Origin of the sequence: Tenacibaculum ascidiaceicola (assembly GCF_047470925.1) — a bacterium.
Lineage (GTDB): Bacteria > Bacteroidota > Bacteroidia > Flavobacteriales > Flavobacteriaceae > Polaribacter > Polaribacter discolor.
Window position 1 is genome coordinate 261,888 of the sequence record NZ_JAZKJP010000010.1, and the last position, 23,445, is coordinate 285,332.

The 23,445-nt window shown below is 31.0% G+C and carries 22 protein-coding genes; 11 read left to right on the top strand and 11 right to left on the bottom strand.

Annotated features, from left to right (window positions below; genetic code table 11):
* The first annotated feature begins 127 nt into the window (after positions 1 to 127).
* Genes VBY68_RS11030 through VBY68_RS11050 form a run of 5 tightly spaced genes read left to right on the top strand, consistent with a single transcriptional unit; the run spans position 128 to position 5,698 of the window.
* Entirely contained in the window at positions 128 to 655 is a 528-nt protein-coding gene (locus VBY68_RS11030; protein WP_415269760.1) for a methyltransferase, read from the top strand.
* Positions 652 to 1,827: a glycosyltransferase family 4 protein gene (locus tag VBY68_RS11035; RefSeq protein WP_415269761.1), complete on the top strand. Its 1,176-nt coding sequence runs from the start codon at positions 652 to 654 to the stop codon at positions 1,825 to 1,827. The genes VBY68_RS11030 and VBY68_RS11035 overlap by 4 nt, the downstream gene beginning before the upstream one ends.
* A 1-nt stretch (position 1,828) precedes the next feature.
* Positions 1,829 to 3,109 carry a glycosyltransferase gene (locus VBY68_RS11040; RefSeq protein WP_415269762.1) on the top strand — a complete coding sequence of 427 codons (1,281 nt, stop codon included), beginning with the start codon at positions 1,829 to 1,831 and terminating at the stop codon, positions 3,107 to 3,109.
* Positions 3,106 to 4,191 carry a non-hydrolyzing UDP-N-acetylglucosamine 2-epimerase gene (gene wecB, locus VBY68_RS11045; RefSeq protein WP_415269763.1) on the top strand — a complete coding sequence of 362 codons (1,086 nt, stop codon included), beginning with the start codon at positions 3,106 to 3,108 and terminating at the stop codon, positions 4,189 to 4,191. The genes VBY68_RS11040 and wecB overlap by 4 nt, the downstream gene beginning before the upstream one ends.
* A 1-nt stretch (position 4,192) precedes the next feature.
* Positions 4,193 to 5,698: a lipopolysaccharide biosynthesis protein gene (locus VBY68_RS11050; RefSeq protein ID WP_121147183.1), complete on the top strand. Its 1,506-nt coding sequence runs from the start codon at positions 4,193 to 4,195 to the stop codon at positions 5,696 to 5,698.
* Positions 5,699 to 5,830: 132 nt separating this feature from the next.
* On the opposite strand, the gene VBY68_RS11055 is transcribed toward VBY68_RS11050, so the two are convergent.
* The 8 genes from VBY68_RS11055 to VBY68_RS11090 all read right to left on the bottom strand — a co-directional run bounded on the left by VBY68_RS11055 (position 5,831) and on the right by VBY68_RS11090 (position 12,431).
* Complete coding sequence (locus VBY68_RS11055) at positions 5,831 to 6,409, bottom strand: Crp/Fnr family transcriptional regulator (protein ID WP_415269764.1); 579 nt, start codon at positions 6,407 to 6,409, stop codon at positions 5,831 to 5,833.
* A gap of 186 nt (positions 6,410 to 6,595) precedes the next feature.
* A complete protein-coding gene (locus VBY68_RS11060) occupies positions 6,596 to 7,168 on the bottom strand; it encodes a Crp/Fnr family transcriptional regulator (RefSeq protein ID WP_415269765.1) in 573 nt (190 codons plus the stop codon).
* Positions 7,169 to 7,205: 37 nt separating this feature from the next.
* Positions 7,206 to 7,826 carry a WbqC family protein gene (locus VBY68_RS11065; protein WP_415269766.1) on the bottom strand — a complete coding sequence of 207 codons (621 nt, stop codon included), beginning with the start codon at positions 7,824 to 7,826 and terminating at the stop codon, positions 7,206 to 7,208.
* The gene (lepB, locus tag VBY68_RS11070) at positions 7,826 to 9,409 is read right to left on the bottom strand and encodes a signal peptidase I (RefSeq protein ID WP_415269767.1); all 1,584 of its coding nucleotides are present in this window, start codon (positions 9,407 to 9,409) and stop codon (positions 7,826 to 7,828) included. The genes VBY68_RS11065 and lepB overlap by 1 nt, the downstream gene beginning before the upstream one ends.
* Before the next feature lie 78 nt (positions 9,410 to 9,487).
* Positions 9,488 to 10,189 (bottom strand): 4-hydroxy-tetrahydrodipicolinate reductase, encoded by a 702-nt coding sequence (gene dapB / locus VBY68_RS11075; RefSeq protein ID WP_415269768.1) that lies wholly within the window; start codon positions 10,187 to 10,189, stop codon positions 9,488 to 9,490.
* Between the two features lies 1 nt (position 10,190).
* The gene (locus VBY68_RS11080) at positions 10,191 to 10,769 is read right to left on the bottom strand and encodes a DUF5683 domain-containing protein (RefSeq protein ID WP_121147187.1); all 579 of its coding nucleotides are present in this window, start codon (positions 10,767 to 10,769) and stop codon (positions 10,191 to 10,193) included.
* Positions 10,770 to 11,657 (bottom strand): ParB/RepB/Spo0J family partition protein, encoded by an 888-nt coding sequence (locus VBY68_RS11085; protein WP_047789667.1) that lies wholly within the window; start codon positions 11,655 to 11,657, stop codon positions 10,770 to 10,772.
* Positions 11,658 to 11,666: 9 nt separating this feature from the next.
* Positions 11,667 to 12,431: a ParA family protein gene (locus tag VBY68_RS11090; RefSeq protein WP_099216461.1), complete on the bottom strand. Its 765-nt coding sequence runs from the start codon at positions 12,429 to 12,431 to the stop codon at positions 11,667 to 11,669.
* Positions 12,432 to 12,776: 345 nt separating this feature from the next.
* Here VBY68_RS11090 and VBY68_RS11095 point away from each other — a divergent pair, with 345 nt between their 5' ends.
* Positions 12,777 to 13,742 (top strand): hypothetical protein, encoded by a 966-nt coding sequence (locus VBY68_RS11095; protein ID WP_415269769.1) that lies wholly within the window; start codon positions 12,777 to 12,779, stop codon positions 13,740 to 13,742.
* Positions 13,743 to 13,829: 87 nt separating this feature from the next.
* Here VBY68_RS11095 and dnaN read toward each other — a convergent pair whose 3' ends face one another.
* On the bottom strand, positions 13,830 to 14,948 hold the full coding sequence (gene dnaN, locus VBY68_RS11100; RefSeq protein WP_415269770.1) for a DNA polymerase III subunit beta: 1,119 nt from the start codon (positions 14,946 to 14,948) through the stop codon (positions 13,830 to 13,832).
* Between the two features lie 86 nt (positions 14,949 to 15,034).
* Positions 15,035 to 15,979: a lipid A deacylase LpxR family protein gene (locus tag VBY68_RS11105; protein WP_415269771.1), complete on the bottom strand. Its 945-nt coding sequence runs from the start codon at positions 15,977 to 15,979 to the stop codon at positions 15,035 to 15,037.
* A gap of 68 nt (positions 15,980 to 16,047) precedes the next feature.
* Here VBY68_RS11105 and ppk2 (VBY68_RS11110) point away from each other — a divergent pair, with 68 nt between their 5' ends.
* Both ppk2 (VBY68_RS11110) and ppk2 (VBY68_RS11115) read left to right on the top strand, forming a co-directional pair.
* Positions 16,048 to 16,905: a polyphosphate kinase 2 gene (gene ppk2, locus VBY68_RS11110; protein WP_099216465.1), complete on the top strand. Its 858-nt coding sequence runs from the start codon at positions 16,048 to 16,050 to the stop codon at positions 16,903 to 16,905.
* A 2-nt stretch (positions 16,906 to 16,907) separates the two neighbouring features.
* Positions 16,908 to 17,687 (top strand): polyphosphate kinase 2, encoded by a 780-nt coding sequence (gene ppk2, locus VBY68_RS11115; protein ID WP_099216466.1) that lies wholly within the window; start codon positions 16,908 to 16,910, stop codon positions 17,685 to 17,687.
* Positions 17,688 to 17,690: 3 nt separating this feature from the next.
* On the opposite strand, the gene VBY68_RS11120 is transcribed toward ppk2 (VBY68_RS11115), so the two are convergent.
* Entirely contained in the window at positions 17,691 to 18,326 is a 636-nt protein-coding gene (locus VBY68_RS11120) for a low molecular weight phosphatase family protein (protein ID WP_415269772.1), read from the bottom strand.
* Between the two features lie 83 nt (positions 18,327 to 18,409).
* Here VBY68_RS11120 and VBY68_RS11125 point away from each other — a divergent pair, with 83 nt between their 5' ends.
* The 3 genes from VBY68_RS11125 to VBY68_RS11135 all read left to right on the top strand — a co-directional run.
* On the top strand, positions 18,410 to 18,955 hold the full coding sequence (locus VBY68_RS11125) for a Smr/MutS family protein (protein ID WP_121147192.1): 546 nt from the start codon (positions 18,410 to 18,412) through the stop codon (positions 18,953 to 18,955).
* Between the two features lie 46 nt (positions 18,956 to 19,001).
* Complete coding sequence (locus tag VBY68_RS11130; RefSeq protein ID WP_415269773.1) at positions 19,002 to 20,135, top strand: cysteine desulfurase family protein; 1,134 nt, start codon at positions 19,002 to 19,004, stop codon at positions 20,133 to 20,135.
* Positions 20,136 to 20,520: 385 nt separating this feature from the next.
* The coding region (locus VBY68_RS11135; protein WP_415269774.1) for a CUB domain-containing protein at positions 20,521 to 23,445 on the top strand (2,925 nt) is incomplete at its 3' end.

The following is a 23,445-nucleotide window of genomic DNA, read 5'->3' on the forward strand; positions in this document are numbered from 1 at the left end:
CTAAATAGTTAAAAGCGAAGGAGTAATCTTTCGCTTTTGTTTTTTATACGATGTTACTTAATTCTATTTTAAGCATTGTTGTTTGAAATGATAAAATAGTAATACATTTGTTATTAAAATAATGTTCATGTATTCTAAACTACCTCAAAAAAGATATAAGCACACACTTGAATTTTTACAAAAGCATCTTCCTGCACCGGCTATTATACTAGATTTAGGAGTTCGTAACCCTTTTTCTGAAATAATGGAAGAGAACGGTTACACAGTTTATAATACTAATGGGGAAGATTTAGATTTGTTACCAGAAATAGTAAAAGAATATAAAGTAGATGCTGTAACAGCTTTTGAAATTTTTGAGCATTTGTTAGCCCCTTTCAATGTGTTAAGAGAAATTGAGGCAACAAAAATAATAACAACTATTCCATTAAAATTATGGTTTACGAGTGCTTACAGGAGTAAAACAGATATGTGGGATAGACATTATCATGAGTTTGAAGATTGGCAGTATGATTGGTTGTTAGAAAAATCAGGGTGGAATATTGTTGATACAAAAAAATGGACTAGCCCAATTAATAAGTTTGGAATTAGACCTGTTTTAAGAAAATATACTCCTAGGTATTATGCTGTATACGCAGAAAAAGCTAATGTGAAATGAGAATAGGAATGATTTTAGATAAAACATTTCCTCCAGATCCTAGAGTGCAAAATGAAGCTATAGAGCTTATAAAAGCAGGTCATGAGGTTTTTTTGTTTTGTTTAACCTATACTACTAATGAACCTTCAGAAGAGTTTATAAATGAGATAAAGGTAAAGAGATATAAATCTAATAAATTAGAATATAAATTATCAGCTTTAGCTTATACTATACCATTATACTCTATTCTAATGAAAAAAAAGATAAGTCATTTTCTTAATAAATACGCTATAGAAGCGATTCATGTACATGATATAATTGTTGCAGAAGCTGTTCTATTAGCTAATAAAAAAAAGCAAATACCATTTATATTAGATTTACATGAGAATAGGCCTGAGATAATGAAGTTTTATCCTCACTTAAAAAAGTTTCCACAAAGTATTTTAATATCAACTAACAAATGGAAGAAGAAAGAAGAGGAGTTTATTAAAAAAGCTAGTAAATTAATAGTTGTTACTGAGGAGGCAAAAAAAGAAATATTAGAAAGAGTTAAAATAGCGTCAAAAAAAATTTTTATAGTTCCTAATACTGTTAGAAATTCTTTTTTTAAATCATTAAATAAACTTAAAGAACATACAATAAAAAATAGTTTTAACTTATTGTATATTGGTGATACGGGTGAAAGACGAGGTTTAAAAACAGTAATAAAAAGCCTACCTGTTTTAAAAAAAGATATAAAAAACATCAAAATAGTTATAGTAGGAAATGTAAATGATGATTTAAAAGCATTAGTAAAAGACTTAGATGTAGAGCAATACGTTAGTTTTGAAGGTTGGCAGAATGAAGTGACATTCCCAAGTTATATAAGTAATAGTGATATTTGTTTATCTCCACTACATAGAAACATTCATCATGATACTACACATGCAAATAAGTTATTTCAATATATGAGTTTAGGAAAACCTTTATTAGTTAGTGATGCTACAGCACAAAAAAATATAATTGAAAAAGTAGGAGGAGGATTAGTACACGAAGAAAAAAATGTGGCTGATTTTACAAAGAAGGTTTTAACTCTGTACAAAGAAGAACAATTAAGAGAAAGACTGGGGAAGAATGGTGAAACTTTTGTTAGAAATGAGTTTACTTGGGATAAGACCTCAAAAGGATTGATAAACTTGTACAAAAGTTTATAATTTGAAAGTATTAATAATTACATATTATTGGGTGCCTGCTGGAGGTTCTGGTATACAACGATGGTTGAAGTTTGTAAAATATTTAAGAGATTTTAATATTGAACCAGTAGTTTTTACTGTTGACGGGGCAACATACCCGATTATAGATGAATCACTAAAAAAAGATGTTCCTAAGGATTTAGAAGTATTTAAAACTCCGATATGGGAACCTAATGATTTATTATCTGTTTTTAAGAAAAAAGAAACAAAAATAAGTGCAGGATTTCTAGACCCTAATCCAAGTTTTATAGGGAAGGTAATGCAGTATATTCGTGCTAACTATTTTATTCCTGACGCACGTAAGTTTTGGGTAAAACCTTCAGTTAAAAAACTTAAAAACTATTTAAAAGAAGGTGATATTGATGTTGTTATAACCACTGGCCCTCCACATAGCTTACATTTAATAGGACTAGAATTAAAAAAAGAATTAGGAGTAAAATGGATTGCAGATTTTAGAGACCCTTGGACAGATATTGATTATTTTCATCAATTACCTTTAACTGAAAAATCTAAAATAAAACATTATAAGCTAGAAGAGGAAGTTCTAAGATATGCTGATGCAAGTTTGGTAGTAGGGGAAACAATGAAAATGAATTATCAAAAATTTTCCAAAAATATTCACGTTATAACCAATGGATTTGATTCTGAATTGAATGATAAAGAAAATGTTGTTCTTGATAAAAATTTTTCAATAACGCATATAGGCTTGATGAATGCTGATAGAAACCCTAAGGTTTTATGGAAAGCTTTATCAGAGTTATGTGTAGAAAATAATGAATTTGCAGAAGACTTAGAAATTAAACTTATAGGAAAAGTAGCTAAAGAAGTTGAAAAAGTTTTAGAAGGATATAAGTTTAAAAATATTACAAAAATTGCTTATGTTCCTCACCAAGAAGTACAGCAACACCAAAGAAAATCACAAATTTTATTGTTAGCTGTAAATAAAGTACCAAGTGCTAAAGGGATTATAACAGGTAAAATTTTTGAATATTTACAAGCAAAACGTCCTATCTTAGCAGTAGGTCCAGAAGATGGTGATTTAGCAAAAATATTGGCTAAAACTAACTCAGGAACTATTGTTGATTTTGATGATGTAGTAAAAATGAAAAAAGAAATTAAACTTCTCTATTATCAATATAAGAAAGGAGTTTTAGAAGTTAATTCTGAAAACATAGAGCAATATCATCGAAAAAAGTTAACTGAAAAATTATCTATCATATTAAAACAAGTCGTTAATTCTTGAAAAAAATAGTAACTATATTAGGTGCACGTCCGCAATTTATAAAGGGAGCCGTGTTAAGTAGAGTAATCAAAAAGTACAATGAAATTGAAGAAGTAATAGTGCATACTGGACAACATTTTGACGCAAACATGAGCGCTGTTTTTTTTGATGAAATGCAAATTCCTAAGCCTAAGTATAACTTGAATATTAATGGACTAAATCATGGGGCAATGACGGGGCAAATGCTAGAAAAAATTGAAGAAATTTTATTAGCGGAAAAGCCTAATGTAGTTGTTGTATACGGAGATACTAATTCAACTTTAGCTGGAGCTTTAGCGGCAAAAAAACTTCATATAAAAGTAGTGCATATTGAAGCAGGATTGCGTTCATTTAACATGCTAATGCCTGAAGAAATTAACCGTATCTTAACAGATAGAATAGGGAACTTACTAAGTTGTCCAACAGATATTGCTGTATCAAACTTAAGAAATGAAGGTTTTGATAGTTTTGATATTTTGATAAAGAAGCATGGCGATATAATGAAAGATGCTGTAGAGTTTTATAGTCAAGTTTCCGAAAACAAGTCAACTATTATTAAAGACTTAGGTTTAGAGAAAAAAGAGTTTGTATTAGCAACAATTCACCGTCAAGAAAATACAGATGATGAAGGTAAATTAACTAATATTTTCTCTGCTTTAGAAGAGATTCATAAAACAAAAGAAGTGGTACTTCCTTTACATCCGAGAACAAAAAAGGTGTTAGAGAAATACCGATTACAACCAAACGTTACTTTTATAGAACCTGTAGGTTATTTTTCAATGTTAGAGTTGTTAAAAAACTGTAGCTTGGTTATTACTGATAGTGGAGGATTACAAAAAGAGGCTTTCTTTAATAAGAAGTTTTGCATAATAGCAAGAGAAGAAACAGAATGGAAAGAATTAGTAGATAACGGTTATGCAGCTATAGCTGGAGCTAGTACAGAAAAAATAGAAAATTATTTCCAACAGTTTTTAGCGACAACAAAAGATTTTAAAGAGCCGTTGTACGGAGAGAATGTAGGAGAAAAAATATATCAATCAATACTAAAATTAATAAAAGAATAAGTTGGGAATTGTATTTAAACAATCATTCAGAAACACCTTAATAATTTATTTAGGATTTTTAATAGGCGGTATTAATACCTTGGTATTATATACACGATTTTTAGGTGATGAGTATTATGGGTTAGCAACCTATGTGTTTTCTGCTTCAAATTTAATAATGCCCATAACAGCTTTCGGAGTTCATTTTACTATAATCAAGTTTTTTTCAGGGTATACTTCAAAGGTAGAAAAAGATAAGTTTTTAAGCTCTATAATTTTTTTACCATTATTCATAGCAATTCCAATAGGGTATTTTTGGAATTTCTTTCATGATTGGATTATGAGTTATGTAGTAGAAAGTGGAGCTAATGAGAATTTAATAATTGAAGACTACACAATTTATATTTATATAATAGCTGTTGCCTGTGCTTATTTTGAAGTGTTTTACTCTTGGGCAAGGGTACAAATGCAGTCAGTTTTTGGAAATCTTTTAAAAGAATTATATAATAGAGTGGCAGTAATGGTTTTGCTTTTAGCTGTGTACTTTAATGTAATAACTAAAGAAGAATTTTTAATTTATATGTCGGTAGCATATATATTTAGAGTTTTGCTAATGATGACATACGCTTTTCGTTTGTATACACCAAAATTTACATTTAGTTTACCAAGTAACTTTAAAGAAGTATTGAGATATACTTTTTATATTATTTTAGCAGGTAGTGCTGGGGCTATTATTTTAGATATAGATAAAGTAATGATACCAGGTAAAGAAGGTCTTGCTACAGCAGCATATTATACGGTAGCTGTGTTTATAGGGTCGTTTATAGAAGCCCCAAGCAGAGCTATGGGACAAATTTTACAGCCATTAACCTCTAAGGCACTTAATGAAAATAATCCTAAAGAAACAGAGAACTTATACAAAAAAAGTTCTATTAACTTATTGTTGATTGGTGGACTATTTTTTGTCTTAGTGAATTGTAATGTGGAGGAATTATTCAGGCTGATGCCGAATAAAAACTATGGAAAAGAAGGAGTACTAGTAGTATTATTAATCTCGTCTGCAAAGTTGTTTTTAATGTCATTAGGTAGTAACGGTGCCATTATAAGCAATTCTAAATTTTACCGTATTACTTTACCTGTAGGTTTAGGAATGGCCTTTTCTGTATATTTTTTAAATATTTACTTTTTTAATGATTTAGAAATGGGAACGAAAGGGTTGGCACTAGCAACGCTTATTACAGTTTTAGTATTTAATACCTTTAAACTATGGTTTGTAAAAGAAAAGTTTAATATGACACCTTTTACTAATAAAACATTTTTAATGATTCTTATTGTCTTAATTATGTTTTTAGGGTTTAATTTTTGGAACTTCTCAATACCTGAGTTTTACCTTTTGGATTTTCCAATTCATCCTATAATAAATATCATTTTAAAAAGTATACTAATTATTGCAGTTTATGTTTTTGTTGTAGTAAAGTTATCTATTTCAGAACAGATAAATAACTTGGCAAAAAGATATATAAAATAAAAAGACCTGCACACAAAGGGAACAAGTCTTTTCTTAATAATAAGGGGGAAATGAAACATTAAAAAGGGGGAAATGTTTCGCTGACAAATATATATAAAATAAGTAAACGGCCTCTTAATTTATGTTAAAAAATTATTGATTTTTTAGTTTTTTCTTGATTCTACTAAGTTGTACAGGAGAAATGTTTAGATATGAAGCAATGTGTCGTTGTGTAATTAGTTTATCAATATTTGGTATTCTTTTTTTTAATGCTATATATCTTTCTGTTGAAGTAAGTGTAGAAATATTTAAAAGTAATTCTTCAGCTATTAAATATGCATTTTCAAGTGCTTTTATGTAGAATATACTAAATTCTTTATACTTTAATGTTAGTTCTATAAGTTTATCAAAATCTCCTTTATAACCTGTTACGTTTGTTAAGGCTTGATAGTTAACTTCCGAGGGGATTTTTTGCATCATTGCAGAGTTTGCTCCAGAAATATCGCCAGAAATAAAAAAAGCCCTAGTGGTTTCAGTTCCTTTTTCATTCAATAAAAAAGACCGCATAATTCCTGTTTTGATTATAAAAAAATCATTTGAGTATTCTCCTTCTTTAGTGAGAATTTCTTTAGGTTTTAACTCTGTAAATGTAACTATACCTTCAAATAGAGAAACTAAATAATCGGGCAAGTCAACGTAGAGATGAACAAAGTTTTTTATATCATCATTCATAATTAACAAGTTATATGATAATAGTGAGGGTAAATTACTAAGTTAATAAAAAACTTTCAGTATTGAAGTAAAAATACAGACCTAACTTTAAGGGGAAATTAGGTCTGAAATGTGTTAAGGGGTATGTAACTTGTTAATTACAATAGCAAATTTAGGATAGTTTTATAGTATAACCATTAACATATGTTAATAAATGAAATTAGCTCTAATTCTACTAAGTTGAACAGGAGTAATATTAAGATAAGAAGCTATATGATATTGATTAATAAGGTTATCAATATTTGGATAGTTTTCTTGTAGTTTTTTATACCTCTGAGTAGCATCCAACATCTGTAATTCTAAAATTTTGGACTCCTCCCTAACGTATATGTTTTGCAGTATTTTGTAGTGAAAAATAGAAATTTCATGATATTGTAAAGAAAGATTATAAAAATCTTGATAATTACATTCTAAAACTTCACAGTCGGTTAAGCATTCATAAATTAATTCAGAAGGCTCATTTTTTATCAAAGCCCCCAAATTACCTGACGTAATTACGGGAGTGTAAAGGGTTTTTGTGTGTTCTTTTCCTTTAGAGTCTACATTATACGACCTTATAATCCCTTCTTTTAAGATGTATACATTTATGGGCCTCTGACCTAAAGAAACCAACTCATAATTTTTAGGAAATTTCTTTATTGATAAAATAGCAAATATTTTATTTAAAGCAGCTTCAGATAAAGGATGAAAATTTTGCGAAAACTCTCTAAAAAACTCCATAAGTAAAATAATGAAAGGATGAAATAACTAGAGGGGGTTATTCCAAATTTACATTAATTTTCTCTAAAAAGCTAATAGTATTAGCACCTTCCATGAAAAGGAGATCTAAAATAGATAAATTTGGTATGAATCCATATTTTTCATCAAACATTTGAACATAGGAATCCATTTCTATTTCAACTCCTTTTTTAGCAATTGCTAAAGACCTGAAATCAGTTTTTTCAGGGCTTAATTCGTAACTAGTTGTTTTACTAAATTGTTGATCAATTTGTAAGGCATCTGCTACAAATAAATGAGTATCAATATTTAGGTCTTGTAAAAAGGCGTATTTTTTGCTGAAAATAGTATGTAAATCATCTTCAAAAAATTCGAAAAAAGGAGAAGAGCGATAGGCTGATTGTAACGATTTAAAATGTTGTTGCTGCCAAGGAAAATCATTTTCCACTAACGTGTCTTTTGTCTTTTTTCTACCGTCTTTTGTTTTGTGTTTAACAGGAATATTTAAGGCAAGTTTACCGTTAGCTCCATAAATATAACAGCGATTACGGTAGGTTTGCTTTTGATAATTATCTTCTACTTCAAAAGTTATTACGTCTGACTTATAGATTGCAGCATACTGTGAAATAGGAGCAAAGTAAGTAGGGATAAAAAGTGACATTACGCTTTCTTCTTTTTACTTTTTCTAAAACTATATACAGTATAACCTCCAATTAATAATAAAACTAACCAAAGATAAGAAACTGGTTTACCACTGCCGCCAACAGTTGTAAACATTCTATCCCAACGAATAGAGTTTAATTTAGCGATAAAATTAGGTGCGTTAGCATCCCAACTTAACCAAATCATTACAGGTTTACCAACTACGTGGTCAAAAGGTACGTATCCCCAATTTCTAGCGTCTAATGAGCGTTGACGATTGTCTCCCATCATCCAGTAGTAATCTTGCTTAAAAGTATATTCTTTTGCCTTCTTACCATTAATGTAAATGTCGTCTCCAAAGATTGTTAAGTTGTTATTCTCATATCTACGAATAATCTGCTCATAAAAAGGTATGGTTTTAGAGTTTAGTTCTACCGTAGCTCCTTTTTTAGGGATATATATAGGTCCAAAGTTATCAGTAGACCAAGCATATCTTGGGTCGTGAGGAAAAACAGATTTATCATAAGTCCCTTTTGGAGTTATATGCTTTTCAATAGTTTTTACAATAGGGTTTTTTGCTATCAAAGCTGCCTCTTCATCTGTTAGATTTAAAGCATATCTACCATCTGGCATCATTTGTCCTTCTCTAATATTATATCTAGAAATAGCTCCTTGACTAAATTTTTCTCCATCAGTATCAATGAAAAAGTACCATTGTGGCTTTGCTCTATCAGGTAATACCGTTTTTTTTCCATTAATAAACACATAACCATCACGAACTTCTAAGCTATCACCAGGAGTACCTACAGCGCGCTTTACATAGTTAGTACGTTTATCAATAGGTTTATAAGTGAATTTTCCAGAATTATCACCCCACATTGTAGCTAAGGAATCTGAAGGCCAGCTAAAAACAACTATATCGTTACGTTTAATTTTTTGAAAACCAGGAACACGCATGTAAGGTAATGACAGTTTATTTAGTAAACCATCTTTATTTTTATCATCAGATAAAAATGATTTTACACCTAATCCAGGAATTGTGTCATGTGCCATAGGTGCTGCGATTGTAGTCATAGGAACACGTGCACCATAATGAAATTTACTTACAAACAAGTAATCACCCACCAATAAGGTTTTTTCTAACGATGATGTTGGGATGGTGTAAGGCTGCATAAAATAAGTGTGCACTAAAGTAGCAGCAATAATAGCAAAAGCAATAGAACTTACCCATTCACCTAAAGGAGATCTAGGTTTTAAACTTCTGTTTTCTATATGCTCTGCATTTGTAAAGTAGTTGATATAATAGATGTATAACCCTAAAGTTAGAATAGCTAAGATGGTGTCAGGTCTTTTATTAAAGCCAAAACTTCTACATGTTTCAACCCAAATAATAGGAAACATTAATAGGTTAACGATAGGAATAAACAATAAAACTACCCACCATTTTGGGCGATTTATTATTTGCATTAGTACTATTGCATTATATACAGGCACAGCTGCTTCCCAAGCTTTTTTACCAGCTCTAGTATATAGTTTCCAAGTACCTAAAAAATGAATAACTTGTATAAGTAAGAAGAATAAAAACCATTCAGTAAATGTCATAATCTATATATTTTGTATTTCCTTGCAAGGAATAAATTCAATATTATTTGTGTGCTTTTAGAGTTTTTTGTTACGCTATTAACCTAAGTTTAACACATCTCGCATAGTAAAAACACCTGTTTTACCATTTAACCATTCAGCAGCAATTACTGCACCTAAAGCAAAACCTTGACGATTATGAGCGGTGTGTTTAATATCAATTGTATCTACTTCAGAGTTATAAGTTACAGTATGAGTACCTGGAACATCTGGAGTTCGGATAGCTTTGATAGAAATATTTTCGTCTGATGTTTTTTTATCTAGCTCCCAAGCTTTTTTGTTTGTGTTTTCAATAACACCTTCAGCTAATGTAATTGCAGTACCACTAGGGGCGTCTAGCTTCTTAGTATGATGGATTTCTTCAATAGAAACATTGTATTGCTCTAAAGTACTCATCATTTTAGCAAGTTGTTTGTTTAGCTCAAAGAAAACATTAACACCTAAACTAAAGTTAGAGGCATAAATAAAAGCACCGTTTTTTTTATTACATAAATCAACAATATCGTTGTATTTATCTAACCAGCCAGTAGTTCCGGAAATAACAGGTACATTATTGTTAATACAATTGCTTATGTTGTCATATGCAGAAGAAGGAATACTAAAATCAATGGCTACATCAGCTTTTGTAATGTCGTAACTATTTTCTCCTGTAGATTTAATAACGATTTCATGTTCTCTTTGTAAAGCAATTTTTTCAATTTCTTTACCCATTCTACCATAACCAAGTAAGGCTATTTTCATTTTAAAAAGAATATTTTAGTGTTAAACCAACCTTTGGTGCTTCAATAAATAAAGGATCTGGAGTTATTACTGGTTTTACAGATAAGCTATCATCTGTATCAAATTGTAATAAGTGTGCGTTAACACTAGCTTCAACAATTTGTAAAACGTATAAAAGTACACCAGTTAATAATGATAAATCTCTATTTTTTCGTAAAGTTTTTTGAGCACTTTCTAAACCAGCAGTAGAAATTAGAACAGTTCCATCCTCTCTAGTAAATTCGTCTTTTAAACCCTGTTTACGAAGCTTAAAAGCTGTTCGATAGCGATCATACTGGTTGCTATTATCAATATAAAAATAAGCGCTAGCGCTCATTGCTGCCCATACTATAGGGGCTTTCCAATACTTTCCATTATAAATTTGCCCACCTCCAGGAAAAATTGCAGAATAAAAAGCTGCTTTTGAAGGGGATAAAGGGTTGTATTTGTCGCTAGTTAATTGAAGCTGTTTTGCCCTAACAGCAATAGAATCTTTTTGAGCAAAGGTATTTTGAAACAAAAAAAGACTAAAAAAAGCGAATATGATTGTACGTACGTTCAATTACTTTAATAAGTTTTTAATACGATTAAAGTCTTCTTCTGAATGAAAAGGTATAGAGATTTTACCTTTTCCACGATTGTTCACCGTAACGTCAATTTTATGTCCAAAATAGTCGCTAATATCCTTAACACTTTCAGAAATATAATTAGGTAAAGCTTTCTTTTTTGCTGTTTTAGCAACCTTACCTGCTTTTAAGTTTTTTACTAGCTCTTCTGTTTGACGTACCGATAGTTTATCACGAACAATTTTTTCATAAATGTTTAATTGATCAGAATTACTATCAACATTAATTAAAGCACGACCGTGTCCCATTGAAATAAACCCATCACGCATTCCAGTTTGAATAATTGGGTCTAACTTAAGTAAACGCAAATAGTTAGTAACTGTAGAACGTTTTTTACCTACACGAGTACTTAGTTCTTCTTGTGTAAGTTGAATTTCATCAATTAAGCGCTGATAAGAAAGAGCAACTTCAATTGGGTCTAAATTTTTACGCTGGATATTTTCAACCAACGCCATTTCTAACATTTCCTGATCGTTAGCTAAACGAATGTAAGCAGGAACTGTTTTGTTACCAATAAGTTTAGAAGCTCTAAAACGACGCTCTCCAGAAACTAATTGGAATTTATCACTTGATAATTTACGAACAGTAATAGGTTGGATAACCCCTAATTCTTTAATAGAACTAGCTAATTCGCGCAACGCTTCTTCATCAAAATAAGTTCTAGGTTGGTATGGATTTACATCTATTGAATTTATATCAATTTCGATAATATTTCCTACTAACTTATCTGCATTCTTATCTTCTGCTGAATTTACTTCTGCAGTTTCTTTTAATAATGCTGATAAACCTCTACCTAAAGCTTGTTTTTTTGTTGCTTTTGCCATTTACAGTGATTATGCGTTTTTAGTTAAAATTTCGTTCGCCAAATTTAAGTAATTTACGGCACCTTTACTCGTTGCATCGTATGAAATTATACTTTCTCCATAACTTGGTGCCTCACTTAAACGAATGTTTCTATGTACTATTGTTTCAAAAACCATAGAACTGAAGTGTTTACGTACTTCATCTACCACTTGGTTTGACAAGCGTAAACGAGAATCAAACATGGTTAATAATAAACCTTCTATTTCTAGTTCTTGGTTATGTATTTTTTGAACACTCTTAATAGTATTTAATAGTTTTCCTAAACCTTCTAAAGCAAAATATTCACATTGAATAGGGATAACAACAGAGTCAGCCGCTACAAGAGAATTTAAGGTTATTAAACCTAAAGATGGGGCACAATCAATTAAAATAAAATCGTAATCATCTTTAATATCTTCTAACGCTTTTTTTAACATGTACTCGCGTTGTTGTTTGTCTACCAATTCAATTTCAATGGCTACTAAATCAATATGAGCAGGGATTAAGTCAACGTTAGGTGAGTCCGTTTTTAAAACAGTATCCTTAGCAGGGATTGTATGTTCTAAAACCTGATATGTTCCAATTTCTATACTTTCAACGTCTAAACCTAAACCAGAAGTAGCATTTGCTTGGGGATCAGCATCAATTAACAATACTTTTTTTTCTAAAACACCTAAAGCCGCAGCTAAGTTTACAGATGTAGTAGTTTTACCTACGCCACCTTTTTGATTTGCAATTGCAATAATTCTACCCATTATAATTTATAAAGTTTGAAAGAGGTAAATTTACAATTATTTATCATTTTTGAAAGAGAAAGACGTTAATAAAAATGATTAAGTTCATAATTGCCACTTATCAAAAGAATTAATTCATATTTATTTTTAATAAGCTAAAATTAAATCCTCTTTTTTTTTGGGTTTTTTTCCCTCTTAAAGTATAGTTTTTAACATTCTTTACATTAAAGGTTCAATCATACTTTTGAAGTGTTCTTTTTTAACTAGTTATAAGAATGGTTATGTAGATTATAGAATCTGCTAAAATTAATCGCGGCAACCGAAAAGCGAACGAGTAGGTAAAACTAAATAAACTTTAATTATTACATGAAAAAAATTATTACAGTAATCATGTTAAGTATCATGATTATATCTTGCAAAGAAGAGGAGGTAAAAGAAAAAACTCAAATAAAAGAAATTGAGCTATCTAGAGAAAGTGGTTCTAATATGTTGCGTTTTGCAACTGCTGAAGAATTAAAAGCGTTTATTTCACAGCATCATGAATCTGAAACAGATTTATTAGATGAAGCAAGAAGAATGTCAGAAGAAGGGAAGTATAATCCATTATTATTAGTTTATAACTTAGAGGTAGATGAAGCAGAAAAGTTAGGAATTAATGAAAAAGAGGTTCCCTTAGTAAGTTCTAATGATGACATGTTGTTGCTGTTGCTAAACGAAGACGGGGAAATAGGAATTCAGGATAAGATCTTTAGAATTGATGGAGAATTTGTTTACACATACACTGAAGGAAGTTCAAGTCAAATAAACGAATTTTTATCAGCTTACAAAGAAGGTAAAGTAGAAATAGAAAAAGGAAAAACCATTGAGTATACCAAAGATTTAAGTGTATATATGCACAATAACAAGTTGGAAAGAGATGATGTAAGTGCAAAAGGAGCTACTTCATATGTTTATTTCAATAGTAACTATAGGATGAAAGCCAGACAGTATAATGGATATTGGGTTTTTTATAGTTCTATAGGAGCTAAGACGAAGGTTCAAAAGCGTAAGAAATTTTTATGGTGGTCAAATTGGAAAACAGTAAAAACAGATAACAGATTAGAGTATGAGTTAAGTTATAAAGTTTATTCAACTTTTGGGTTTCCAACTGTAACGCTTAATGCTTCTGGTCATAAATATTGTTATTGTAATTCAGCTAACAAAGTGTATGACTGGTCGGTAGGTTTTCCTATTGCACCTAATATTTATGTTCCTCAGGAAGGTCAAACGAAGCACTGGGCACATTGGTATAGTACAACTCCAAATACTGTTTCAACTACATTAATTTATTAGAAACAGAAGTTTAAAACTCAAGTTATTAAATAAAAAAACCACATTTAATTAATTAAATGTGGTTTTCTTAGTTTATATATGTGTGTGTTACCCATTTAACATCACTGGCATTACAAGCATAGTTACTAGTTCTCCTTCTTCAGTTCCGTCAATTGGAGTTAAAATTCCAGCTCTATTTGGTAAGCTCATTTCAATTAAAACATCGTTAGAGTTTAAGTTGTTCAACATTTCACTTAAAAAACGAGAGTTGAATCCAATCTGCATATCGTCTCCTTGATAATCACAGTTTAATCGTTCGTCGGCTTTATTAGAGTAATCTAAATCTTCGGCAGAAATATTTAACTCGGTACCAGCCATTTTTAAACGAATTTGATGTGTAGTCTTACTAGAGAAAATTGATACACGACGAACAGAGTTTAAGAAAGAAGCTCTATCTACTGTTAATTTATTTGGGTTTTCTTTTGGTATAACTGCTTCGTAATTAGGGTATTTCCCATCAATTAATCGACAAATTAATACTATGTTGTCAAAAGTGAACTTAGCATTGGTATCGTTATACTCAATAGTTACGTTGTTTTCTGAACCTCCTAAAATACCCTTTAATAGGTTTAAAGGTTTTTTAGGCATGATAAACTCAGCCGACTTATCAGCAGTAATATCAGTACGGGTATATTTTACTAATTTGTGAGCGTCAGTAGCTACAAAAGTTAATTCTTTTGAATTGAACTGAAAAAACACACCGCTCATAACTGGACGTAAATCATCGTTACCAGCTGCGAAAATAGTTTTTGAAATAGCCGTAGCTAAAATATTTGATGGAATTTCTGTACTACTTGGAGAAGGTAATTCTACAGCTTTAGGGAATTCATCACCACTAAAATATGCCATATCATACTTTCCTTGCTCAGAAATAATTTCAATAGTATTATCTCCTTCAACCTTAAAAGTAAGTGGTTGCTCAGGAAATGTTTTTAAAGTATCTAATAATAAACGAGCATTTATAGCAATCGCTCCAGTATCAGTACTTTCTACCTCAATAACTGAAGACATAGTAGTCTCAAGGTCAGAAGCAGATATTTTTAATTCGTTTTCAGATAGTTCAAATAAAAAGTTATCTAAAATTGGTAACGTGTTATTGCTATTTATAACCCCACCTAAAACTTGTAGTTGTTTTAATAATTGTGAGCTAGATACGATAAATTTCATTTAGTAATTTTTCTATTTATTAGACTTACAAATATATCTTAATTTGATGATTTTAAAAATTATTTTTTTATGGGTGTACAATAAGCTTAATTAAATTGATAATTTAACTGTATTGTACCGTAAAAATTCCCTTTAGGAACACGCGAACTTTTAAGTTTTTTAGTATGGTAATTTATAGCATAACCAAAATTAAAACGATTACTTGTAAAACGAATTCCAAACTCCGTTGTAAACTTAAAAGGTTTTACATCAAATGTAACAGGACTATTGTCATTTAAAAAGCTACCTTCTATAGTAGCGTCATAGGCTACATAATGTATCATTGGTTTTAAGTATAAAAAGACTTCAGCTTTATTCTCGAAGTTTGTATTCTGATTGTTTAAGTTTCCATGAAAGGCAATAGAGTTAATAATACTTTCTAAAGGTTTGAAACCAATACGAGTATATAAACCAGTTGATAAATCAGTATAAACAGTACCTAATCTGGCAGAGTTAGTCCAATTAAGATCAAAAACATTGTCTTTAGTTATTTTTTTAATATAATCAGCTTTTAAATTAAGAGCAAAAGCGTCTTTTATTTGGTACTCCCATCCAGTAGCTTCTCTAAAACCATACATTTTATGAATAACGCCTTGCAGTTCTTCACTTAAAGAAGATGAACCGATAACACCTATTTGTATGGATGTTTTTAAAATAGATTCATTCTTGAAAAACCTGTTTATACCAAAGCTACCAAATAAATAACCAGCAAAGGGACGATCGTGTTCTTCAACGGTTTCTACGATAGCTTTATAAGGAGTGTACATATGATGTCCTAATTGAATTTCATATATTTTTTTATCAATGTTTTTTACTTGTTTTTTGCTTAAGAAACGGTATGTTAAAAATGCTCCGTTAGTATAATATCTGTCTTGGTAAGTAGAGGTGTATAAATCATTGTCATTTATAAAACTAAACTCTCTAGCATATTTTCGTTGTGAGAAAGAAGGCAGAGAAAGTAAGGTGAATAAAAGTAGTATATTTTTTTTCATAGCTGTAAATATCGTATTATTTTAGCACAACCTTGGTTAAATTATTAACAAGAATAATTAGTAAACTTATGAAAGAAAAACCTGAATTAACAATTGAAGATTTTGAAAGTGTTTCAACAAATGAAGAATTGTTGGCTATTATTAAGAAAAAGGGAATTTCTATCACTAAAGTTCAGATAAAGCTAGATTATGAAGAAGAGTTGAGAAAGCTACAAATAGAGTTGGTTAAGCTTCAACAATGGATTGCAAAAAATAAAAAGCGAGTTGCTGTAATTTTTGAAGGTAGAGATGCAGCAGGGAAAGGGGGAAGTATTCGACGTTTTATGGAACATATGAACCCGCGTTCTACTCGTTTGGTAGCTTTAAATAAGCCTACAGAAGTAGAAAAAGGACAATGGTATTTTCAGCGTTATATTAAAGAATTACCAAATCCTGGAGAAATAGTTTTTTTTGATCGTAGCTGGTATAATAGAGCAGTAGTAGAGCCTGTGATGGGGTTTTGTAATGACGATCAGTATCAGAATTTTTTGGTGCAAGTACCAGAGTTTGAACATATGTTATATGAAGATGGGGTGGTGGTTATAAAGTTTTGGCTTTCAATTTCAAAAGATGAGCAGTTACGTCGTTTCAATTCTCGAAATAACAATCCACTAAAACGTTGGAAGTTTAGTCCTGTAGATAAAAGAGGACAAGAATTATGGGATATGTATAGTTATTATAAAAATGAAATGTTTAGCAAAACACATACAGCTTACAGTCCGTGGATAGTAGTAAAAACAAATAATAAAAAAGAAGCAAGAGTTGAGTGTATGCGTCATGTGCTATCTCAGTTTGACTATGACGGAAAAGAAGAAGCTCAAACGATTTTAACACCAGATCCAAATATCGTAATGCGCTATTATCGTTCAGTAAAACATTTAGATTAAGAATGGGAAAGTTAACTCAAAGAGACGTAAATAAACTAAATACAACTAGAGGCTTAAAAGCTTTATTATCGAAATCTTTTAATTTAGAAAGAGCAATTCGATATGTTGATTATGAAAGAAAACTAAAAAAATTACAAGTTGAAATAATTCGTTTACAGGCTTGGGCAATAAAAGAAAATGAACGAATAATAGTAATTTTTGAAGGAAGAGATGCAGCAGGTAAGGGTGGTGCAATACGTAGAATTACAGAACGTATAAATCCTCGTCATATGAGAATTGTAGCGCTTCCAAAACCTAATGAAGATCAAAAAACACAGTGGTATTTTCAACGATACGTAGAACAGTTTCCAAAAGCAGGAGAAATTGTTTTCTTTGATAGAAGTTGGTATAACCGAGCAGTAGTTGAACCTGTTAATGGTTTTTGTACGCAAGAAGAATATGAGATTTTTATGAATCAGGTAAACGATTTTGAACGTATGATTCTAGAGTCGGGTATTCGTTTGGTGAAAATTTACATGTCTATCAACAAAAAGGAACAAGCGAAACGATTTAATGATATAAAGAATAATCCATTAAAACAATGGAAAATGACACCTGTGGATGAGAAAGCGCAAGAGCTTTGGGATGATTATACAGAGTACAAAAAGGCCATGTTTTCAAAAACAAACACAAAAATATCTCCTTGGAAAGTTATACGAGCAAATAGAAAAACAATAGCAAGGATAAACGTGATTAATTATATTTTAGAAAGAATACCTTACGATAAAAGTATAGAGGTATAATAACTAAGATAATTTTTGTTGAATATTTTCAAAAATATAAAATAACTCACCAGCAATTTGTTTACTTGTTTCTAGATACGTTTCTTCAGTTAAATCAGTATTGTCTGATACTTTAGGATCGTTATAAGGTAGGTGAAAACGCTCAATTGCATCAGGAATATACGGGCAGTTTTGATCAGCGCTATCACAAGTAGTGATAGCGATAAAAGGATAACTGTTTTGAGGATGATCGTATAATTTTGAAAAACCTAAGATAGATTTTTTAGTTCCGTTAAAGGAAACCAAATATCTTGGGTTTTGATGAGAAAAATCAACTACACTAAAAGTAAAACCAGTTTTTTGTAAGCATTTTACTGTATTTCTGTGGAAAGAGGTAGTTTCTGTTCCGCCAGAATAAGTAAACATATTCTTTAAGTTGAAATATTCAATAGCAAAGAAGCTCCATACTTGTGTTAACTGACTTCTACGAGAATTATGAGTACAAATAAAGTTTAAATTTATTTTCTCTCTATCAAGATACTCTTCAAGAATAGTATCAGCTATTTCAAGTAATAAATCTTTTCGCTCTTCAGTAAGGATTAACTCTTTTCTTGCTTCCTCAAAGAAAATTTTTGTATTAATATTCTTAGTGTTTATCATTTATTTGCAGTTCTTTTGCAGAGTATAATTATTTGCAAAAATACAAGCTAATACCCTTTTAGCTAATTAAATAAAGGTTAAGGATGTGTTTAGAAATCGGTAATAAAGTAGCAGTAATTGATGCTGATATTAGAGGATTTGTAACAAAAATTAAAAATGAAGAGGTTTTTGTTAAAGATGAGGACGGAATGGAGTATTGTTTTCTTAGGAAAGAATTGGTAAAAGTTGATGTGGATCAAAATGAGTTAAGCAAGTATTCTGATATCAATAATCCAATGCTAAAAGCAAAAATTCAATCCAAAGAAAAGAAGAAAAAAACATCTTTTGTAAAAGATAAAAAAGAAATAGTAATGGAAGTAGATTTACATGCTGAAAAGTTGGTTAAGTCTACAAGAGGAATGGATAATTTTGATATTTTATCAATACAAATTAATACAGCAAAACATAAATTAGAATACTGTATATCTAAAAGAATATCAAAACTAGTTTTAATACATGGAGTAGGTGATGGAGTTTTAAAAACTGAGTTACGATATTTATTGAATAATTACCCCGTTAAATATTACGATGCTTCTTATCAAAAATATGGACAAGGTGCTACCGAGGTATATATTTTTCAAAATCAATAATTTTTTTAAAACTTAACCATCAGTAAGAAAACCTTATTTTTGCCCTATGAAATCTGTTTACTTAGACAATGCTGCAACAACACCTATGTTGCCCGAAGTTATTGAAGCTGTTCAACAGTCAATGCTAACAAATTTTGGTAATCCGTCATCTATACATCAATATGGTAGAAAAGCTAAAGCTGCAGTAGAAACAGCTAGAAAAAATATAGCGAAACACTTTAATATTTCTTCAAGTGAAATCATTTTTACAGCTGGAGGAACTGAGGCAGACAATCTAATTTTATTTAATGCCGTTTTAAATTTAGGAGTTGAAAGAATTGTTACTTCTAAGATAGAGCACCATGCTGTTTTAAATACAGTAAAGTTTTTAGAAGCAAAACATAAAATAGCTGTAGATTATGTTAGGGTAAATGAAAGCGGGACTGTTTCAATGGAGAGTCTGGGGGACTTACTAAATAAATCAAAGAAAAAAACTTTGGTAAGTTTAATGTATGTAAATAATGAGATAGGTAATATGTTGCCTGTTGAAGATGTTGTAGCATTATGTAAAGAATATGAAGCGTATTTTCATTCAGATACAGTACAGGCTATAGGGCATTATCATTTAGATTTACAAAAAACACCAATAGATTTTATTGCAGCAAGTGCTCATAAATTTCATGGACCTAAAGGAGTAGGATTTGCTTATTTTAAAAAAGGTATAGGAATACTACCGATGTTACATGGAGGAGAGCAAGAAAAAGGAGCTAGGTCAAGTACTGAAAATGTACATTCCATAGTTGGTATGGAAAAAGCACTAGCTATAGCTTATGAAGATTTAGGAAAAGATGAAGAGTATATTATAGGATTAAAAAAATATTTTGTAAAAAAAGTAAAAGAATTAATCCCTAATATTGAGATTAATGGAGAGTCTGTAGAAAAAACAAGTTATACAATACTTAATCTACGGTTTCCTATAGAAGATAAAATGCTATTGTTTAATTTAGATTTGTCTGGAGTAGCTGTTTCTGGAGGTAGTGCTTGTCAAAGTGGAAGTAGTAAAGGATCTCATGTGTTACAGGAGTTTTTAGATGAGAAAGAAGAAAAGAAAACATCTGTACGGTTTTCTTTTAGTAAATTAAACACATTCGATGAAGTTGATTATGTTCTTAATCAGTTAAAAAAAGTGGTAAAAAAATAATAAAGTCTTTTTTGTTTGTTTTTAAGAGGTTTTTTTATTTATTTGTTGTAAACTATTCTGATTAGAAATTAAATCTTTTAAAAGTGATTTAATAGAATTGTTTTCAATAGGTTTTATTTATAGATAATTACTTAAATGTTTTTTTTTACTATAATGTGACCTAAATTGTTAATTTTACGTCTAATATTTTAGTGAAAGTAAAAATAGTTTACTTTTGCACACTAAAAATATTTAGAGGCCCCCCACAAGAAATAAGTTGTAAAAGAGCAACTTAACGTTTTTTTTGTGTGGGGTTTTTTATATCCCACCATATTGTTTATTAAAAAATAAATAGCCTCGAAGAGTTTCGGGGTACAACATTGTATATAAAATAAAATGTATTAATATGGGGGAAAGCTACGTTTCTAAAATCAGTACATATAAGAAGGTCTTCTTTTTAGTGTTAATTCTCTTGTCTACAGTTAAGTCTTTTGCTCAAACGTATAATATTGGAAATGAGAATGGAAATACAATTGTTACTTGTTCAGGTACGTTTACCGATTCAAATAACTTAGGCAACGGAAATTATAACAACAACGAGTTGTATTCGGTTACCTTTGAGTCACCAACTGGAGATCGTTTAAACTTTAATTTCACTAGTTTTGATGTAGAGAATAATGGTTCCGGTTGTTATGATGTTTTAACAGTATATGACGGTTCAGATGCTACAGCAACAAAAATAGGAGACTTTTGTAATAGTAATATTCCAACTACAATAACTTCAACAGGAAGTTCACTTCATTTTGTTTTTGATTCTGATTTTTCTGTCCGCGCTTCAGGATGGGAGGCTGAGATTTCTTGTTTACATGAGGTTTCATGCAATGATGTATACGCAAGTTCATCATCTGGTACTTTAGGTAATTTAAATTCATTATATACGTTAACAGGTTCAACTATGACACCTGTGTATACGGCTCCTCAAAGAATAGGAGGTTTGGCAATTAGTGCTGATGGTAATGCGTATTACGATGATGCTTCAGCATCATTTCCTTTATATAGTTCAGATGGATCAACTCAGGTGTCTGAGGGGGCTACGTTACCAAATCAATTAGTTGGTCAAGGAGCGAATACTGATGGAGATGTATACTATATTGATACTTCATATCATTTACGAGTAATAGAGAAAGGATCGGGTACTGCTACCGATTTAGGAGCTCTAAACTTTGGTACAGATACTATTGGAACCACATTAGTAGCAGGAGATTTAGCTTTTGATGGTAATGGTCGTTTACATTGGTATGCTTCAGTAGGAGGTAGTGGAGCTTCTTATTTATTTATAATAAACACGAATACATTAGTAGCACAAAACCTAGGTAATGTGGGACCTAATGCAGCAACGGGAGTTGCATTTGATAGTAGTGGAAATATGATTACGAGTACATCTAATGGAGATGGTACTAGTGATATTTACTCAATAGACTTTTCGTCACCAACATTATCAGGAACTCTTATCGGTACAGCATCACCAGGGGTGTATGATATGGGATCTTGTTCAACTCCAACCTATAACCCTGATTTAACAGCAACAAAGTCAGTTAAAAATATAACAAAATCAGCAGATCCAGCTGTTATAGCGTTAAGTGGAGATGTATTAGAGTATACTATAGTAGTAAATAATATAGGTAATTTATCAGCTTCTAATGCCACATTTATAGATGCAATACCGGCCTCTACAACTTATATAGCAAACTCGACTCAGTTAAACGGAGTTTCGGTAGCTGATGTAGGTGGTAATATGCCATACATTACCGCTACAGAAATACATTCTGATACACAACCAGATGGGGTAGTTACTATTGGTAGTCCTGTTACTATTACATTTAGAGTAACAGTAGATAACGGAACATTACCAGCTAATATTGATAATACTGGAACAGTAGAATATCCTATTGTTACAGGAGGTGTTACTACTAATCAATCTGTTGATTCAAACACAGTCAGTACTCCAACAGGAGATATTTGTACCTTAGGAACTAATGACTCAGACGGAGATGGTATTGATGATGTTTGTGATTTAGATGATGATAATGACGGTATTTTAGACTCTGTTGAAGGAAGTTGCTCTACTAGTGATTTTATTATTTTTGGTGGAGATGGAGGGAGCACAGCAAGTTTTTCTCAATCTGCAGTTTCTTCAGCTATATTTAATTTTTATTATGTTGATAATTCTGTATCTGTTTCTATAAATGGAGGAGGTTTAAATGTAAATAATATTCTTCAATTAGAAACAACGGCGGTAGCAGGAGAAGTGTTTTTAGAATTTACAGATGGTGCAGCAATGAGTGCACCATGGGTAGCTAATAATAATGGCTTACCAAGATTAAAGGTAGAAATTGATTTTTCAGGTAATGTTACAGTATATGGTTCTCGCTCAACCAATTCTACATCTTTAGAATTAATGCAAATTAGAGGAGGAGGTACTTTTAATACAATTTCTTTTTTAGCAGGAAGCAATAGTTTTGTTATTGAAAATCAAAATGGTACCGGTTTAGATGCTGTTGGGGGAGTAGCTACAGTATTTTCTTCTTGTACAGATACCGACAACGATAATATCCCAAATTACTTAGATACCGATTCAGATGGAGATGGCTGTTTTGATGCTATAGAAGGAAATGAAGATGTAGATATATCAGACTTATCAGGTGGTAGAATAACAGGAGGGGTAGATAGTGATGGTGTTCCTAACATAGTTAATTTTGGTGGTTCTGCTGATGGAGGTAATAATACACAAGGTCAAGGAGTAGGAACAAGTGCTACAGCAAACACAGACGCTGTACCAACTTTAATAATAACGAATCCAGCATCAGTATGTAGCCCATCAACTGTTGATTTAACGGCTAGCACAGTAACAGATGGAGCTAACGGAAGTAGCTCTGCAGGTACATTAACATATTGGACAGATTCAGCAGCGACTAATACCTTAGTATCTCCTAACTCAGTAGCTACTAGTGGAACTTATTATATAAAGTTAACTTCAGTTAGTGGTTGTTATGAAATTGAGTCTGTTGTAGTAGTTGTAGACATTGCTCCATCAGCCCCAGTGAGCAGTGGAGATATAACAGAGTGTGAGACAAGTCCAATCCAGACTTTAGATGCCAACGATGCATTATCAAGTACAACAGGAATTACTTGGTACGATGCTTCAACAGGTGGAAATGTAGTTGCAAGCCCTACATTAAATACAGTAGGAACAGCAACTTATTATGCAGAGTATAACGATGGTACTTGTACAAGTTTAACAAGAACATCGGTTGTATTGACAATCACAGGA

Bases quoted from the DNA above. Each gene is read 5' to 3' on its own strand.
- VBY68_RS11030 (WP_415269760.1), top strand. From the start codon at position 128: ATGTATTCTAAACTACCTCAAAAAAGATATAAGCACACACTTGAATTT.
- VBY68_RS11035 (WP_415269761.1), top strand. From the start codon at position 652: ATGAGAATAGGAATGATTTTAGATAAAACATTTCCTCCAGATCCTAGA.
- VBY68_RS11055 (WP_415269764.1), bottom strand. From the start codon at position 6,409: ATGAATGATGATATAAAAAACTTTGTTCATCTCTACGTTGACTTGCCC.
- VBY68_RS11060 (WP_415269765.1), bottom strand. From the start codon at position 7,168: ATGGAGTTTTTTAGAGAGTTTTCGCAAAATTTTCATCCTTTATCTGAA.
- VBY68_RS11065 (WP_415269766.1), bottom strand. From the start codon at position 7,826: ATGTCACTTTTTATCCCTACTTACTTTGCTCCTATTTCACAGTATGCT.
- lepB (WP_415269767.1), bottom strand. From the start codon at position 9,409: ATGACATTTACTGAATGGTTTTTATTCTTCTTACTTATACAAGTTATT.
- dapB (WP_415269768.1), bottom strand. From the start codon at position 10,189: ATGAAAATAGCCTTACTTGGTTATGGTAGAATGGGTAAAGAAATTGAA.
- VBY68_RS11085 (WP_047789667.1), bottom strand. From the start codon at position 11,657: ATGGCAAAAGCAACAAAAAAACAAGCTTTAGGTAGAGGTTTATCAGCA.
- VBY68_RS11090 (WP_099216461.1), bottom strand. From the start codon at position 12,431: ATGGGTAGAATTATTGCAATTGCAAATCAAAAAGGTGGCGTAGGTAAA.
- VBY68_RS11095 (WP_415269769.1), top strand. From the start codon at position 12,777: ATGAAAAAAATTATTACAGTAATCATGTTAAGTATCATGATTATATCT.
- dnaN (WP_415269770.1), bottom strand. From the start codon at position 14,948: ATGAAATTTATCGTATCTAGCTCACAATTATTAAAACAACTACAAGTT.
- VBY68_RS11105 (WP_415269771.1), bottom strand. From the start codon at position 15,979: ATGAAAAAAAATATACTACTTTTATTCACCTTACTTTCTCTGCCTTCT.
- ppk2 (WP_099216465.1), top strand. From the start codon at position 16,048: ATGAAAGAAAAACCTGAATTAACAATTGAAGATTTTGAAAGTGTTTCA.
- ppk2 (WP_099216466.1), top strand. From the start codon at position 16,908: ATGGGAAAGTTAACTCAAAGAGACGTAAATAAACTAAATACAACTAGA.
- VBY68_RS11120 (WP_415269772.1), bottom strand. From the start codon at position 18,326: ATGATAAACACTAAGAATATTAATACAAAAATTTTCTTTGAGGAAGCA.
- VBY68_RS11125 (WP_121147192.1), top strand. From the start codon at position 18,410: ATGTGTTTAGAAATCGGTAATAAAGTAGCAGTAATTGATGCTGATATT.
- VBY68_RS11130 (WP_415269773.1), top strand. From the start codon at position 19,002: ATGAAATCTGTTTACTTAGACAATGCTGCAACAACACCTATGTTGCCC.